This is a genomic window from Methanobrevibacter sp. (assembly GCF_045126245.1).
Taxonomy (GTDB): Archaea; Methanobacteriota; Methanobacteria; order Methanobacteriales; family Methanobacteriaceae; genus Methanocatella.
This window is the reverse complement of record NZ_JBGVOG010000122.1, coordinates 1-16,561: the sequence shown is the minus strand read 5'-3', so window position 1 is coordinate 16,561 and position 16,561 is coordinate 1. Positions and strand designations below refer to the sequence as shown.

Below are 16,561 nucleotides of genomic sequence, written 5' to 3'. Positions count from 1 at the left end.
TTTATATACAGTACCGTTTGAGTTACTTCCAAGTATTGTTGTATAATTGTCCAGAATTTCAGTTTTGCGTTGCGGTTCATGTTGCATAATAGTCATGATTCCTGCAAAAATAATGAGTAAAATGAATAGAGCAAGTAAAATCTTCGTTATTTTTTTCATTATAATTTATTTTTGTCATCAGGAATATATAAAATTTTTAAAGCATGTTTTAATTCTCGCTGTTTTTAAGTGTGTTTTTTCTTTGAATGGAAATTCAATGAAGAAATTATAAAGAACATTTAAAGTGCGGGAATTGGATTTATAATAACATTAATCATTCATTTATCTGAATTAAAAAAATAGATTAAAAATAAAATTTTTAATTGTAAAATATTTTTCAATAAAGTTAAGAATAAATTAGGATAAAATCAACTAATTTATTCTTAAAGGCATATTAATCAGTTTAACATGTTTGAATCAACTTCATTGACGATTTCGCCAGTAGGGCTAATTAAAACTAATTTAACGTAGTAATCATCACTATTTACATGAAAATTAAAGTAAACTGTTCCGGAAGATCCTAAACATCCAGGGTGATCTTCAACAAAATTGATTTTTCCGATGTCAACGCCGTGGGTTTCAGGGCTTACTTCCCAGTGGTATCCGGTACCTGCTGTATATGGTACGGTCATAGTAAAATCGTTATTTAAATCTGGCACAGCATTTAAGTCACTTACGCTATTGTCTGCTGCTGATATGCAGCCGACGCCAACAAACAATGATAAAGCCACTAATGAAATTAGTGCTATCTGTATTTTTCTATCAAAATTTATTTTCATATTTTGACCTCCAAATTTTTCGCACTACCCTTGATATGGTAGCACTTACTATTCATGTTAAAAAACTTCATATATAAATTTTTTGGTATACCTAAACTAAATGTATGCTTCTCTATTGGCTATTTACCATTTGAAAATTAATATTTTTAACAATAATATCTTAACATTTCTTATTTGTTAATTTATAGTAAATATAATCATAATATGGATAAACTAACACATTTGATTGATTTTTATGAAAATATGTGATATTGCTTTAGAATGCTTATTTTTTTAATTTTAGTTCAATTTGATTTTATTTTGTCAATTTAAAATGCAAGTAAGTACTTACATTCGCAAAACTTTATAAATAAGCCTTATAATAAATAGTAATAGGAATTTTAAATTATCCTAAAATTATGAGGTATTTAATATGAAAAATGTTCTTTTAATTTCACTTTTAACATTATTTTTAATTTTCGGTATCGGCTGCGCTTCTGCAGCAGATCTCGACTCAAATAATGGAAATATGGGTATTCAAGAAATAACTTTAGGTTCCGGTCTTGGCGGCGGAGATTATACTCCTTTTTATGCTGTTGAGGTATGTGGTTCCGGTCTTGGCGGTGGAGATTATACCCCTTTCTATCTTAGCGGCGGAGACGAACGCCCTCATTTAGACTTTTGTAATTCAAATTTTGGTCATTCCAGTGGATTAGGCGGTAATGGATTCAATCCTGATCAGTGGAATGATTTTCCAGACGTAAGCTTATATGGACCTACTCCTGAAAACCATAATTTACAATAAATATTATTACAACTTCGATTAGATGTTTTGGGAAATTTATATTTTCCCAACTTTAACTATTTTTTTTAAAACGGATTTTTTTCCTTAAAGATTATATTTTTTTGAACACCACAATAAGTGATTGAAATTGATTTCAAACAGTGAATTCTAAAAGATGTATCATCACCATTGACAAAGCTTAATAAATTCAATATATAATATTTAATTAGTACTGATTTTAAAGCTATGGTGTAGACATGAACGATAAGGTGGAATTAATTCAAAAAAATCCATTGAAGGCATTTATCATATTGGGGATACCAATCATATTGCTTTTGATTTTCAATGAATCCTACACCATTTTGGATACCTATTTTCTGGCCAAGCTGGGCAATTCCGTAATCATTGCCATAAGCTACATTTCACAAATCGTATATTTCCTCAATCGCACTGCCAAAGGTGTGGGCAGAGGAGTTTCATCAATGATTGCGCGTCTGATTGGTGCAAGGGATTATGAAAACATTAACAACATAGTTCTGCATGGTATTCTTTTGCTGGTGGTTATAGCAGTCATATTCCAGGCTATATTTTTCATTGAAGGTGAGTACCTGTTAAGGACTGTTTTTAAGATTGCAGAGTATAGGCTCATCCAGTCCTATCTGATGGTTCTTGTAGGCCTGATTTTTCTCGTATTTTTTTCCGAATACCTTGTTGAGATATTGAATGCAGAAGGAAATACAAGATTGTCCACTGGGATCATGTCCATGGGAGTCATTTTAAATGTGGTTTTGGATTATCTATTCATTTTTGTCTTCAACCTTAATATAATGGGCGCTAGCCTGGCTACGGCATCATCATATCTCGTTACCTGTATGATGTTTTTTTACATCTATTCCGTCAGAAAGTCACAGATAGTGAAATTCGACTACACGGACTTCAGTTTTGATTTTCACATCATCAAGAAAATTCTTATAAATGCAGTGCCGATAATTCTGGACAGTCTGATTGTGACATTAACCGGCCTGGTTGTAATCAGCACAATGAAGAATTTTGAACAGGCCGTTACGGTCGTTGCATATACATTGATAATCCGGCTTCAGCTTTTCCTCTTTACTCCTACACAGGGTCTGTCAAGATCAGGAAACATAGTCATAGGACATCTCTTTGGCGCTGAAAGATATGAAAATGTCAAAAAACAGCTTAATCAGTCAATTGCAGTATCATTGACATTGAATCTAGTGATGGCACTGGTTTTGATATTCTTCTCAAATGACATAATCGGATTTTTTACAACACAATATGTTGTTCTTGAAGAGGTTAGGAATATACTATTTTTGGTTATATGGGAGCTGATTGTATTTTCAGTCATATATAATGCAAATCAGGCATTGGTGGCAATTGGTCGCAGCTCATTTTCCCTGTATTCAGTGTTTGTCAAGTTCGCATTTCTGATTATATTCACTTTAATCCTGTGCTATGCGCTGCAGTTCGGAAGAAACGGTGCATTTCTGTCTTTGGTGATGGCCGACAGCGTACAGGCATTCTTTGCATATGGCGTTTTCAGATGGCTGATATATAAAAAAGAGAATGAATAGTAGTTTTTGTTTGGATATTTCATGAAAAAAAATTCATATTATTGTTAATTTTAATAAATGTCCTTGAATATTTGTTTTTTAGTTGTTTTAAGATGAAAGCAAGCACTTGCGTGCGGAAACGTTTATATACTGTTAATTTTAACATATAAATACAAAACTGGAGTATTCAATAAACTTGTATACTTTTTTATTTGGGAGGTTTCCCGTATGAATAAGATAATGCTATTATTATGTTTTGGGTTAATATGCCTGATGGGCATAGCAAGTGTGTCTGCAGTTGATGTCTATGGCTGTGATGTCAATGATTCTGCAGTATGTGTATCTGATCTTGATGCATATGAAAATGCTGGGGACAGTCTTGTTGAACAGCAAATTTCCGATGCAGATTCCAATACCGCAAAATTTGATAACAATACCCGTGAAACCGACAACTGTACTAATTGCGATTCCGAAGACAGTTCACCTTTCCAAATATTATCCAGTAATTTTGAAATTCAAAAAAAGATTGACGGAAAAAAATTGGATGTTAAATTAATCGGCAGATTGGATGTTGACAATGCAGCAAATTTAGAATCAATAATAACCGATTTGCACAATATTGAAGAGTTAACTTTGGATTTTAAAGATGTCAATTATATTTCAAGTGCAGCTTTAAGAGTTCTTAATTCAATGCAAAATGTTATGGACCAACACGACGGGTCAATGAAACTGATTAATGTTGCGGATGATATAATGTTTATATTTGATTTGACCGGTTTTAGCGATATTCTCACTATTGAATAACTTTGCAAATGCAGTAAAGTATTCGGTTATTTTGGTGGTGAAAAATAAAATTTAAGCGTTTGTCCAATATTTTTTCATTTTTTTAAATTTTTTAATTTATTTTAATATTAAATTTTCCAATATGGTATTTTATAGAATTTTTCATATTGGCTTGTTTATTTTTTATAAATTTTTTTCAATGCAATCATGATATTTTTAAATTTTCCATTTTTTTTAAAAAATTAGCACTTATTTTCAATAATTATGAATTTTCATAAATAATGTTTAATCAGATTTTAAATTAAAATTTTGTATATTTTAAAGAAATTTACTATTTTTCATATTGATTTGATTATTTTTTTATATAAAAAGTTAAAATAAATCAACATGTTTATATGCGAGGTATATAAAATTTGTATATATAGGAATGTTTAAATTATTAAAAGCATTCTACTAATTTATCTGAAAGGTGAAGATTATTCTCTTTCTGATTATTTAAATAAAGGAGGTTAGATATGAGAAAATATGTGATATTGACAATATTTCTTTTAATATTCATGTTTTCGGTAGGATGTATCAGTGCAGAGGACTTGAATGATTCATCTCAGCTGGTTATTGATGATGTGGCTGAAGATTCAGATTTGCTTTCTGCTTCCCCAAAATCCTTTAAGGATTTGGAAAATGATTTGCCATCATATTATGATAATGTAACTGAATTTAATATGGCGGATGATTATGTATATATTGAAGCAGAGGATAATGAAACATTTTTGCTGCTTGGGGGAACTAATTTAACCATTAACGGTAATAATCATTTCATTGATGGGAAAAACATTGGCCCCGCTTTAATGGCGTGGGGAGAAAATCTCACAATTAATGATTTGACATTTATTAACTGTAAGGAAAACTGGATACAGGGAGTTGCTTCAAACATTATTTTAAACAATGTTAAGTTTATAGATAACGGATTTGATTCCGATAGAAGAGCTTTTATTAATATCATGGGGGAATCTAATTTAACTGTAAACAACTGTTCATTTGATTCCACTACCCAGCACAAAGCAGATATCCTGGCGGCGCTGTTATGTAATGTTGTAATTGAAGATTCCACATTTTCAGGAGGAAAAGTGGATTACGGTAATGTTTTGGTTCCTTATGGTTGCAATCTGTATGTCAATAATTCAACATTCACAGATATAGATTCCAGATATGCGGCAGCCATCTATTGTGAAGGGGTTCAGTGTGTGGTTAGAAATTCAAAATTTATCAATTTGAATTCAGATTTATCTGCAGGGGCAATAGGATTTAAATTTCCTCACATGGGCGATTTTAATCAGACTCCTCTCTTTTTGATTGAAAATTGCATATTTGAAAATACATCCTCTTCAAAGGATGCAGGTGCAATATTTTTTGATTCTTTAGGAATGGCAGGATATGGACTTCTTTATGACAATATAACTGTTGATATCATCAACTCCACTTTCAACAACTGCAGCAGCAATTTTGGAGGAGCAGTTCTTCAGTTATATGGTATTTTAAACATTGTCGATTCAACCTTTATGAACAATAAGGCAACAAGTGCTGGAGGTGCAATCTACACTTCATGTGCTGATTTAAACGTAATTAATTCCACTTTAACCGATAATGTTGCAGATTATCAGGCAGGAGCGATATTTTTCGATGAAGGAAATCTGACCATTTCAGATTCAAGATTGATAGGCAATAAGGTCACCTATTCAGCTATAAAAGACACCGCAAATACGATCTATGCGTATAATGCTGATGTGTCATTTGAAAATTCACTGTTCAATAATTCCGGAATAAGCGTCATTGGATTTTTCAGCGATTTTAAGGACACCAATACAACATTTCTTAATGATGAGCTGTCAACAAACAACACTGAATATGAGTTTTTCGTTGCAAGATATGCAATGCCTCTTGAATTAGTTAACAATTCAATGGATATGGACGAAATTCCATCCAAATTCGATTTGCGTGACATGGGATGGGCAGGCAACGTCTATGACCAGGGAAATAACGGTGCCTGTTGGGCAGTCGGTTCAGTAGGTGCAGTTGAATCCGCATTGCTTAAAGCGACCGGAGTCCAATATATGTTCTCACCAAACAACATGCAAAATATGGAATTGATTTATTCAAAATATGGAAGCACAGCTCTTATTGAAGGAGGATGGGTATTCAGTGCTCCGGCATATCTGTTAAGTTGGTTAGGGCTTCAGAGTAGTGAAGTGGATCCTTATGATGAAATGGGTAAGATATCAGAGCTGATTTTTGACTCCGATGAAACAGTTCATGTTCAGGACGTAATCGTTATTCCTGGAGGAACCGATACTACCGATTTAGAACTTAAAAAAGCATTGATGGAATATGGTGCTCTTGCTATCGCATATGGTTCTCACGGTGATTCCGAGCCGTATTATAATCCGGACACCGCGGCATGCTATTATAATGAAACACACAGTGCAAACCATATGGTTGACCTTATCGGATGGGATGACAGCTATTCAAAGGATAACTTTTTCATCACTCCTCCTGGCGACGGTGCATGGATTTGCAAAAACAGCTGGGGAACAAGCTTTGGAGAGGATGGTTTCTTCTACCTGTCCTACTATGACCAGTCATTTTTATATATTGAAGGGTTCCCGTCCCGCTTGTATTCAGGAGCGGTAGGGTATATTTTCAACAATACCATCAAGTATACAATCAATTACCAGACAGACTTTGCTGGATTGGATTATTTCGATGAAAATTACACCCATTACTCCAATGAGTTCATTTCACAGACTTATGAGCTGTTGGGTGCTGTGGGAACTTACTTCAATGAGCCTGGTGTCGATTACGAACTTAAGATATATGTAAATGGCGAGTTGAGGCACAATCAAAGTGGAGTCAGCGAATATGCGGGATTCAAAACAATCATTTTGGAAAAATATGTTCCGGTCATTGTAGATGACATGATTAAAGTAGAGTTTAAAAGCAATTCCGTTCCTGTTGCAATGCAGACAAGACAGCATCTTCTTGAGAATGTGTCTTACATAAGCAGTGACGGTGAAAACTGGATTGATGCCTTTGACTTGGATAAAACAGTATGCCTTAAGGCATATACCGTTGATGATGATTCAGTAATCGTCGATAACGAAGACATTTCCGTTGACTTTGATGGAGGAGAATGCTTCTCAGTTAAAGTCGTGACTGGAGATGGCAGAGCCGTTGGCGCAGGCGAAAGGGTTCAATTCACAATCAACGGAAAAACAACCCCTGTAAAAACAGATGATGACGGAATTGCCAAAATCGAAATAACAGAGGGTCCAGGCACATACGTCATGACTACAACAGTTCCGATTTCAGATTATGAGGTCAACAATACTGTCATCGTAAAGGAAGTTCCGGCACCATCCCCTGATGATGTTAATCCAGCTCCTAGTCAGCGTCTTGATGTCAGGCCAACTTATTCAGGCCAGTCAACTTACAGCCCACATGTATACACAGTATATCGTGCAAATGATATGAAAATGATATGTCAAGCAAATACGGTTAATCTTAAAGCATTAATGGATTTATTTAACCGTAGCTTCATTAACGGACATTTAAAAGTATACATTGACGGTACAATTGTATTTGATGGAGATGTGGACGATGACCTCTCAAGAGTAATCTTTGAAATCATCGAGAAATTCCTTGGCAAACATGAGGTTAGCGTGGAGTTTACAGACACCAGCGGAAAAACACAAACTTTCAATGAAACAATGATAATTGAATAACATATTCAATTATTATTCTATTTTTTTTTTCAATTAATTTCGAAAATTCTAAAAGCAGATACTAAATGCTTTTTGTCGTTTATTTAATATAAATCCATAACTAAAAATAGTAAAAAAAAGTATGTAATTATTCATTAATTCAAGCAATTTCTAATTAATGTAAAGTTTTCATTCCAATACTAGGCAATTTTAATAATAGAACATTAATATAATTTAAATATGAGAGAAGAAATTGATTTGGTAAGTCTGCCGAAAAAGTCGTTCTGGAAATTGAGCCTGCCGATTATGTTTTTCTGCATCTTTGATGCAATATACGGCATTGTCGATATGGTGTGGGTATCTCAAATAAGTGTTGAAGCGTTTTTCGCTATGGGCGTTTCCATACCTATAGTTTCACTCATTTTTTCCTTCGGCGATTCCCTCGGACAGGGTACCAATTCAATCATGTCCCGTTTCATAGGTTCGGGCGATTACGAAAGTGCATACAATGCTCTTATTCATGGGATGATTCTATCCAACGTGATATGGGTCATCATAGTATTGTGCGCTCTTTTTGCCAACGGAATACTCTTTTATATAGACCAGTCAGAATCATATATCCTTATTTTTGACTATCTGATTCCTATTGTTGTTTTCGCATATATATTCATTTTTGTGAATCTCTTTTCAGAAACCCTTCAGGCTGAAGGAAACTCAAGGACTCCTACAATACTCATCATAGGGTCAAACATCCTAAACATTATCCTGGATCCAATCTTTATCTTCAATCTGAATATGGGAATCAAGGGGGCAGCATATGCAACTGTAATCTCAGCGTTTATTCCGTTCATATGTCTCCTTTATCTTTACCTTTCCGGAAGGACAAAGGTTCCTTTGTCTCCAAAGTACTTAAAAATCAGAAGATACATATTCATTGAAATCTTCAAGGTCGCACTTCCGAATTTCCTTGACGACGGGCTCTGGTGCCTTTCAGCATCATTTATGAATTCCATCCTGATAGTCACAATGGGTGCAACAGGACCTATACTATATTCCATTGCAAACAAACTCAAAACACTGCTGATTGCTCCTGTTAGAAGTTACGGAAGGGCTCTTATGAGCGTTACAGGACACCTCTTCGGTGCGCATAAGTTCGATGACCTGAAAAAGATGTTCATTTTTGCGCTTAAGGCATCCCTTGTAACTACGTTCGTGATTATGGTGGTCTTCATATTCATCAGGGAATACGCATTCAGCCTCTTTTCAATTACCGGAATGGAGACTGAAATCTTCTGGATAGCAATCGGCGGAACAGTCATTATGCTTTCAGTTCCGTTTTCGATGATTGCATCAAAGATGCTTGACGGATTCGGAAAAAGTATGTACTCATTGGCTCTTACTGCAGCCAAGGTAATATTTGAAATGGCTCTGATTTACATATTGTCCACAGTTGTCAATGACGGAAGCTGCGTTTTGATTGGAATAATAATATCTGAAATACTCTCCTCAATCGCGTACTGCATCTTCCTGATGTATCTCTTCAACAACTTTGACGAGAAATATGAAAACGAAAGTACCGTAAGGACTTTCCTCGATGAGGATGAATCATCTGAAGATTCCAAAATAGGCAAAATCACCAGGAAGGTCACATCAAGACCGCAGCTGATTATAGCATTGGTTGGAATAATTATAATCCTTCTGTCTATTTTCAATATTGCATTAAAGTCCCAAAACTATACGCTTATTCTCTCAGGATTGGTTTCCCTTGCCCTTTCAGCTTTAAGCATATACCTGATGGAGCTTAAAAACAGGCCGGGTCTTTCCATAATAGGATCCGTTGCAAGTGCAGTCGTACTCTTTGCCTTCATGGGAAAATACGGCTACCTGCCAACACTGCTCTTTATAGTGGTGGGAATACAGATACTCTACATCAAGCTGATAGCCAAAAAGATAAGTGAAGAAGATAAATAGGGATACGGCCTTACGATGTGAGGCATTTGAGGATATTACATTTGAGAAATAATGTTGAAAACGAGTCGTGATAATGCATCGTTTTGAATATTTCAGATGCAAACATTCACTACAAAATTTTGAAATCGTTCTACTGGAAAAGATTCATTTCAAGCACTATGAACTTACGAAAATATAAAAATAATCTATGATAAATATCCTATTAACATGACGTTGCCAATAAATATTATTATCGGAAATTTAATTTCATTATTTGCTGGAATTTTTATAATTGCCAGTTTATGTATTAATGATGATAAAAAAGCCTACAAATATCAATTAATAAACGCTTTAATATTGATAATTGCTTCTTTTTTCTTTAATTCTCTAGTTGGCGCAGTTATTATGGCAATTGCATCTGTGAGACTTTTAATGGTTTATAAAGATAGATTTACAATAAAATGGGCGGCCTTTTTCCTTATATTATCAGTTGCTATTGGTTTTGCCGTTAACACCTTAGGTTGGATTGGTTTAATCCCAATTGTTGCAGTAACTCAAATTACTATATGTAATTATGCATATAAAGATATCAGATGGATTAAGCTTAGTTTTATTGTAAATGAATCATTTTATATATTCTATTTCTATCTGGTATTTGATATCGTGTCAACAATTGTACAGATAATTACTGTGATTATAGGTTGTATTTCTTATATCCGATTAGTTAAAAAACGAGATTCAAAAATGTTTCAGTTTTTAGATAGATTTTAATTCCTTTGAAATTAAAATTTCCAAGTGTTTTCCTTCCATAAATTCTTTTTTAATGTTTTGAATATTTCTACTGCTAACATTCACTAAAAACATAAATACTTTCCTTAACAAAAATTCTTTCAAATATTGACTTGAGGAATGCTTTTGACAACATTTAAAAACAATCTGCTTTTGACAGTATACACCATTATAATTGGAGCCATTGCAGGGCTGATTATATGGTGCTTTATAAGGGGCATGAACCTTGGAATTCATTTCCTATGGGATTATCTGCCGAACGTGATAAACTTCAAATATTATACGATCGTTGTGTGTTTGATTGGCGGACTTTTAATCGGTTTGTGGAAAAACAAATACGGAGACAGTCCTGAAGAGTTGAACGAAGTAATCAAAACCGTAAAAGAAGAGCACAGATATCCATATAACAATATTTTTCAATCAATCATCTCTGCAATATTGCCTTTGATACTGGGTGCCAGCGTTGGGCCGGAAGCAGGTTTGACAGGAATCATTGCGGGATTGTTTACCTGGATTGGCGACAAGCTAAAGATATTCAATGATAATCTTGAGGAATTGGCACAGATAGGTATTACCGCAACTTTGGGAACAATATTTGTATCTCCTCTATTCGGTTTTGTAGAGCCGATTGAAAATGAAGAAAGCAAATTGCCTAAAACATCTAAAAACATCCTATATTTTGTAGCCATATTAAGCTCTTTTGGAATATTCCTCCTCTTGAACCGTTTGACCCATAATCATGCAGGCCTTCATTCCATTGGAACGGCCACATTATCCAATCTGAATTATCCTGCCATTTTATTGCTTATAATTTTGGGGATACTCCTTTCATACATCTATTTAATAAGCCACAAAGTATCCAAGAGCCTATTTAAAAATCTGAAAAACAGATTTGTCCTAAAGGGTGTTCTTGGAGGATTGACGCTTGGCATAATCGGGACTCTTCTACCTTTGACTATGTTTTCGGGAGAAGAGCAGATATATCTTCTGTTGGATGTTGGTGTTGAGCTGGGATTGGCGGTATTAATTCTAACAAGTATTCTAAAAATAGTTCTGACAAATATCTGCATAGAATCCGGTCTTAAAGGAGGGCATTTCTTTCCGTTGATTTTTTCAGGAACCTCAATGGGTTATGCAATGAGCATCATTTTGAATATAGATCCAATTATTTCAATGTCTATCGTTACAACATCATTTATGGCAAGCATTTTAAAAAAGCCTATCGCGGTAGTGCTGCTTTTGATGATTATATTCCCGATGAATCTGATTCCATTTATGCTGCTATCCGCAGTAATCGCCTGCCTGTTTGATGCTCCGAAATTTTTAAAGGTTGAAAACGAATCATTATAGAGAATTTTTCCTTAAAATAATCCATGATTATATATCGGATATGCTTTTTAGAGATATAATTAATGATTCTTTTTTATCAAGTATTCAGATTAATTAGTCTATAAATGAAACATATATCATGCATGAATTTTTGATTAATCTGATAAAGTAGATGTAATTTTAAGTGTTAATTATATTGCTGAAAAAGAGTTTATTTAAAAAAAATAAAAGATAACAATCAATTAATCTGATTGTTATTAATCATATTCTATAATCCTATTTTACTTTTTATTGAATCGACAATACCTGTGCTTGAAAGAAGTCCAACACCAATGGTATAGATTGTTTCAGCCATAGCTTGATCAACGCCTACTTTTTGGACTAATTGATCGACAATGATATCTTTGCTTTTTTCTCCAGCTAAAAAGGTTCCTTGGAAAACATCATTAGCCGCTGCACCTTGTTCTTGTGTAATTCCTGTTTTTGAAACTAATTGAGAAATGAAATCTTCTGGATTCATATTATCACCTCTATTCATTCTTATAGCACTTATTAGGTAACTTTAACCTGTCAATTAAATAATGCTTTAAGAACGTATGATATTTAAAATTTTTTATTTGATGATATATATAACTAGGTATTCTTTAAAAAATTCCTGAAATATCATGTTTAGAATTTTTCTATTAAAAACATTCTCTACAAACACAAATACTTTCAGAATTAATGTAAATATTAAATATAACTAATGTGTAACTTATAATTATGACAACGAATGATAAAATATCTGATTATATCACGTTTCCCAGAACCTTTGAAAACTATAGGTGGTACAAACCGATACTTGTTTTTATATTAACTTTCATAATAATGCTCATACTCAGTGCAGCAATTTTAGCGGTTTTTTACCTAATAGTCGGATTTGATTTTATAAGGTTAGTTTTCCAGGGAGGATATGAAGCATTCAACTCTCCTCTGGCGATACTCTTTGCCGATTTGATTATTATAGTATTTATTCCTTCATTATATCTTGCATCTAAGGTTGTTAAGGATAGGCCGTTTTCCTCTTATTCATCTTCACGCGGAGGATGGAATTTCAAACTCTATTTCAAGGCATTGGTAATTCCACTAATATTGTACATAATATATATGGCCGCAGACACTGCTATTAGAGGGCCGGAAGGCACATCTCATTTATCAATAGCATTTCTTGCTGTAATTTTGATTTCCATACCTCTTCAAAGTATTGCAGAAGAATACATATTTCGTGGATTGATTATGCAGACATTGGGATCATGGTTTAAAATTCCTGTTTTGGCGATAGTTCTTCAAGCCATAATATTTGCAATGGGCCATGGATATAACAGCATTGGACTTTTTGAAACATTGGTTTCAGGTCTTGGTTTCGGATTTTTTGCCTGGAAAACAAATGGTATAGAAGTAAGTTCTGCCCTTCACACTGCGAATAATTTTGCTGTTGGCTTATTTGTCATGCTTGGACTGCAGGCATCATCTTCCTCTCCGCAATTATCGGAAGTTGCCGTAGCAATCGTTTTTTTAATAGTACTATACATCATAATGTATTATGTCGGCAAGAAAACTGATTGGTTTGGCGAAATCCCGGAAAACTCTCAAGATATATGATTATTCAATTATGAATAATCTTTCTTTTTATTTAAAAAATCAATAATAGAATGGTTAAAAACAATTCAAAAATTATAAATATGTTCAAATATTATTTAATAATATGGTAGAAATAGATTGGTTTAAATTTGAAGATAGGGATTATGACTTTCCGTTCTATAATAAGAATCCATACATTCCCAAATGGGGTTGGATTGTTTTATTCCTAGTATTTTTCATCGGATTTTTTTTGTCAATATCTGATAAGGTTTATTTTGCAATATTGGGTTGCATAGTGTTTATTGTTCCAGTATTGTATTTTTTAAAATGGGATTATAAGGCAATATTAAGAATTCCATCCAGCAGAGACCTTCTTCTTGTAGTAGCTCTTTTTGTGGGATATATGATATATGCAATCGTCATTGGTGCAGTATTGGACCAAGTTGGAATAGTCAGCAGCGGAACCGTTGATCCAGGATCCTTAGGGGTCATGAAACTAATTACGTCTATATTTTCAGTACTGGGTGAAGAATTCATTAAGTTCATTCCGTTCATGTTTTTCTTGAGAGTGATTTACAAATACTCAAATAACCGTAAATTATCTGTAATCATTTCCGTTGCTTTAGTAATGTTGATGTTTGCATCAATCCATGCGTATAATCCTATCATGTTCCTATTTGCCCTCTGCATACAGGGATTTGGTTCAATATTCGAGTTTTACGGATACATTAAGACTAAAAACATCATGGTTTCATACCTTTGTCATCTATTAACGGATGAGTTTATTTTCATAATCGCACTACTTGGATTTATCTAAAAATATGGTATCGGCAAAGGAATAGCATGTTAAAGTAATTCAATTCATATAACTGAAGTTTTGAAAAAAATAAAGGATGGGCCCGACGGGAATTGAACCCGCGACAAAATAAAGTTAATATAAATGCAATAACGGCCCAATCAGAATGAAGAAAGTTATAAAAGATTTAAGATTGTGGCGCCTACAATCAAATATATGCTTCGTCACCACAAAACAATAATTAACATTGACAGTCGTAGATATGCAGAAAGCGATATGTGGAAAAGAATTGGAACAATTGATTCATGTATGAGTTCTAACAACAATTAAGTTAGAGTTTTAAATAATATTTAATGTTTAGAGGTATCTTGTAACGTTTTGAATATTTCTATTAAAAACATTCTCTACAAACTTATAAGTCAATTCAACAAAATTTAACAACATATTTTCTTTTTTAGCAATAGAAAATATTTTTTCTTCTGGATCTTTATTGTTGATTTTAAGTCCAAAATCCGAAAGGTTTAACTGTCTTGAATTCAAATAATAATATGGAGAATATTTTATTTTGCTAATCATATTAATATATATTCTCCATTTTACTATATATACATATTTATAGTGTAATTTAAATTTTTATAAGTAACATTTCAAGTATAAAAAAATCAAAGCAAAAAAATCGCTTTAAATCATAAACTAACCATTCTTTGTAAAATTTTTTCGCGAAGTGTAAATTCAAGTGAAAAATAAAAATGAATAAAAATCATGTTAAAATTAGAAATAGAGAATTTATATGGATTATTTAAAGAAAATAAGTAAATAAATTCGATGTTACCCTAAATTTTGATATGGTTTCTACAAGGTTATATTTTAATTTTTGAATATTCTAAATTAATTAATGACCTGACAGGATTCATTTTCAAGATTTAAGGCATTGATTTTTGAATTCAGCATTCTTCTAAGCACTAAAATCATTGTAATAGCTTCAAGGACATTGCTTAATATGATGGATAAATGTATTCCAATACTGCCCAGACATAAAATATGATTAAATATGAATATAAAAGTTGTTAGGGCAATTAAATTAAATATAAGAAACATTAATGTATAACTGCTCTTTTTAAGGCCGAAAAATACATAACTGGAGCCCATTATTATTGGAAATGTAATTATATATATTACAACAAACATTAATATATTTCTAATTTCATTCATAACGACATATTCGGTTGAAAACATGTTTATGATAGGAACATGGAATATGGAAAGTGCAAATGCAATAAATATTGCAATGGCCAATCCCAGTGAAAATATTTTAATTATGGTCTTTTTAATTTCAAGGAATCTTTTCGCCCCGGCCAAATGTCCAGTTACAATACATAATCCTTTTAAAATGCCCTGAATAGGAGTGAATACTGTTGTTTGAATATTTAGTATTATAATGTAAGTAAATACTGCAATCGGTGAAGCATAAATGTGAAGAGAATATGTGATAATAATTCCAATAATAGTTATAATGATGTTGGTTATTATAATGGGTATTGCTAGAAAAATAATTTCTTTTATGATTTCCAGATCCAATTTAAATCCGTTTAAGTGAATTTTTACTAATGTATCCTTTTTAATTGAATATAAGTAAACGAATAATATAAATGAAAAGATTCCTCCAGCTATTGTTGCAATAGATGCTCCCAACATTCCCATCTTTAAGTTAAAAATCAATATTGGATCTAAAAGTATATTAAAAATATTTCCTGCAACTATAATAATTGTTGCTCTTTTTGTATCTCCTTCACCACCTAAAATGGCAGAAAAGAAGTTATTTATCATAATTATTATGATAAAACCCAAACATGGTGCAATATAAGCATATATCTGCTCACAATATTGCATGATATTTGTCATTGCACAAATCGGTTCGACAAGAGGTATGAATACAATTGGAATAATGATGGATAGGGTTAAAATTAAAAGTAGGCCTTGTTCAGCATATTTTTCTGTTTTTTCTATTTCTTTTGCTCCAAAAGCATTTGAAATTAAGATATTGGTTGACCGACCGATTCCATCTCCCAGATTATTAATTGCATATATGAAATTTGAAATATAACCCATACAGACAATAGCTGACGTGCCCAATCCACCAATCCAGTAAAGATCAATAATCGAATAAAAAGAACTTAAAAAGCATAGAATTATGATAGGTATACCTAACGTAATTGTTGATTTCACAGGATTTAACTGGATGTCTATGTTATGTGCACTCATAATCTCAATTAAAATTATATTTTTAATATTGAATATAATTTTCTAAATAGTTTAAACATAGTAAATAAAACATGCGTTTTAAACTGAAACAGTTTTGAATATTTCTATTAAAAACATTC

General features: G+C 32.7%; 14 protein-coding genes. 10 read left to right on the top strand and 4 right to left on the bottom strand.

What is annotated here, in order from left to right:
* Positions 1–437: 437 nt before the first annotated feature.
* Entirely contained in the window at positions 438–818 is a 381-nt protein-coding gene (locus ACJMLZ_RS08720) for a hypothetical protein (RefSeq protein ID WP_405305234.1), read from the bottom strand.
* A 412-nt stretch (positions 819–1,230) separates the two neighbouring features.
* On the opposite strand from ACJMLZ_RS08720, the gene ACJMLZ_RS08715 reads away from it, so the two are divergent.
* From ACJMLZ_RS08715 to ACJMLZ_RS08685, 7 genes are all read left to right on the top strand, one after another.
* Positions 1,231–1,602, top strand: coding sequence for a hypothetical protein (locus tag ACJMLZ_RS08715; RefSeq protein WP_405305233.1), 372 nt, complete (start codon positions 1,231–1,233; stop codon positions 1,600–1,602).
* Positions 1,603–1,838: 236 nt separating this feature from the next.
* Entirely contained in the window at positions 1,839–3,176 is a 1,338-nt protein-coding gene (locus tag ACJMLZ_RS08710; RefSeq protein ID WP_405305232.1) for an MATE family efflux transporter, read from the top strand.
* A gap of 207 nt (positions 3,177–3,383) precedes the next feature.
* Positions 3,384–3,959 (top strand): STAS domain-containing protein, encoded by a 576-nt coding sequence (locus ACJMLZ_RS08705; RefSeq protein WP_405305231.1) that lies wholly within the window; start codon positions 3,384–3,386, stop codon positions 3,957–3,959.
* A gap of 494 nt (positions 3,960–4,453) precedes the next feature.
* Positions 4,454–7,717, top strand: coding sequence for a C1 family peptidase (locus tag ACJMLZ_RS08700; RefSeq protein ID WP_405305230.1), 3,264 nt, complete (start codon positions 4,454–4,456; stop codon positions 7,715–7,717).
* Between the two features lie 219 nt (positions 7,718–7,936).
* Complete coding sequence (locus tag ACJMLZ_RS08695; protein WP_405305229.1) at positions 7,937–9,667, top strand: MATE family efflux transporter; 1,731 nt, start codon at positions 7,937–7,939, stop codon at positions 9,665–9,667.
* A gap of 207 nt (positions 9,668–9,874) precedes the next feature.
* Positions 9,875–10,417, top strand: coding sequence for a YgjV family protein (locus ACJMLZ_RS08690; protein WP_405305228.1), 543 nt, complete (start codon positions 9,875–9,877; stop codon positions 10,415–10,417).
* A 138-nt stretch (positions 10,418–10,555) separates the two neighbouring features.
* Positions 10,556–11,785, top strand: coding sequence for a chloride channel protein (locus ACJMLZ_RS08685; protein WP_405305227.1), 1,230 nt, complete (start codon positions 10,556–10,558; stop codon positions 11,783–11,785).
* A 247-nt stretch (positions 11,786–12,032) separates the two neighbouring features.
* On the opposite strand, the gene ACJMLZ_RS08680 is transcribed toward ACJMLZ_RS08685, so the two are convergent.
* On the bottom strand, positions 12,033–12,284 hold the full coding sequence (locus ACJMLZ_RS08680) for a hypothetical protein (protein ID WP_405305226.1): 252 nt from the start codon (positions 12,282–12,284) through the stop codon (positions 12,033–12,035).
* 242 nt (positions 12,285–12,526) lie between these two features.
* Between ACJMLZ_RS08680 and ACJMLZ_RS08675 the strand changes: the two genes are divergently transcribed.
* The 3 genes from ACJMLZ_RS08675 (at position 12,527) to ACJMLZ_RS08665 (ending at position 14,510) form a co-directional block, all read left to right on the top strand.
* Entirely contained in the window at positions 12,527–13,405 is an 879-nt protein-coding gene (locus tag ACJMLZ_RS08675; RefSeq protein WP_405305225.1) for a CPBP family intramembrane glutamic endopeptidase, read from the top strand.
* Between the two features lie 103 nt (positions 13,406–13,508).
* Positions 13,509–14,201 carry a type II CAAX prenyl endopeptidase Rce1 family protein gene (locus tag ACJMLZ_RS08670; RefSeq protein WP_405305224.1) on the top strand — a complete coding sequence of 231 codons (693 nt, stop codon included), beginning with the start codon at positions 13,509–13,511 and terminating at the stop codon, positions 14,199–14,201.
* A gap of 174 nt (positions 14,202–14,375) precedes the next feature.
* Positions 14,376–14,510 carry a hypothetical protein gene (locus tag ACJMLZ_RS08665; RefSeq protein ID WP_405305223.1) on the top strand — a complete coding sequence of 45 codons (135 nt, stop codon included), beginning with the start codon at positions 14,376–14,378 and terminating at the stop codon, positions 14,508–14,510.
* 27 nt (positions 14,511–14,537) lie between these two features.
* Here the strand turns inward: ACJMLZ_RS08665 and ACJMLZ_RS08660 are convergent, their stop codons facing one another.
* On the bottom strand, positions 14,538–14,756 hold the full coding sequence (locus ACJMLZ_RS08660) for a hypothetical protein (protein WP_405305222.1): 219 nt from the start codon (positions 14,754–14,756) through the stop codon (positions 14,538–14,540).
* A 312-nt stretch (positions 14,757–15,068) separates the two neighbouring features.
* Positions 15,069–16,442, bottom strand: a complete 1,374-nt coding sequence (locus ACJMLZ_RS08655; RefSeq protein WP_405305221.1) for an MATE family efflux transporter — start codon at positions 16,440–16,442, stop codon at positions 15,069–15,071.
* Positions 16,443–16,561 lie beyond the last annotated feature (119 nt).

Coding starts and splice junctions, on each gene's coding strand:
- ACJMLZ_RS08720 (WP_405305234.1), bottom strand. CDS start 818: ATGAAAATAAATTTTGATAGAAAAATACAGATAGCACTAATTTCATTA.
- ACJMLZ_RS08715 (WP_405305233.1), top strand. CDS start 1,231: ATGAAAAATGTTCTTTTAATTTCACTTTTAACATTATTTTTAATTTTC.
- ACJMLZ_RS08710 (WP_405305232.1), top strand. CDS start 1,839: ATGAACGATAAGGTGGAATTAATTCAAAAAAATCCATTGAAGGCATTT.
- ACJMLZ_RS08705 (WP_405305231.1), top strand. CDS start 3,384: ATGAATAAGATAATGCTATTATTATGTTTTGGGTTAATATGCCTGATG.
- ACJMLZ_RS08700 (WP_405305230.1), top strand. CDS start 4,454: ATGAGAAAATATGTGATATTGACAATATTTCTTTTAATATTCATGTTT.
- ACJMLZ_RS08695 (WP_405305229.1), top strand. CDS start 7,937: ATGAGAGAAGAAATTGATTTGGTAAGTCTGCCGAAAAAGTCGTTCTGG.
- ACJMLZ_RS08690 (WP_405305228.1), top strand. CDS start 9,875: ATGACGTTGCCAATAAATATTATTATCGGAAATTTAATTTCATTATTT.
- ACJMLZ_RS08685 (WP_405305227.1), top strand. CDS start 10,556: ATGCTTTTGACAACATTTAAAAACAATCTGCTTTTGACAGTATACACC.
- ACJMLZ_RS08680 (WP_405305226.1), bottom strand. CDS start 12,284: ATGAATCCAGAAGATTTCATTTCTCAATTAGTTTCAAAAACAGGAATT.
- ACJMLZ_RS08675 (WP_405305225.1), top strand. CDS start 12,527: ATGACAACGAATGATAAAATATCTGATTATATCACGTTTCCCAGAACC.
- ACJMLZ_RS08670 (WP_405305224.1), top strand. CDS start 13,509: ATGGTAGAAATAGATTGGTTTAAATTTGAAGATAGGGATTATGACTTT.
- ACJMLZ_RS08660 (WP_405305222.1), bottom strand. CDS start 14,756: ATGATTAGCAAAATAAAATATTCTCCATATTATTATTTGAATTCAAGA.
- ACJMLZ_RS08655 (WP_405305221.1), bottom strand. CDS start 16,442: ATGAGTGCACATAACATAGACATCCAGTTAAATCCTGTGAAATCAACA.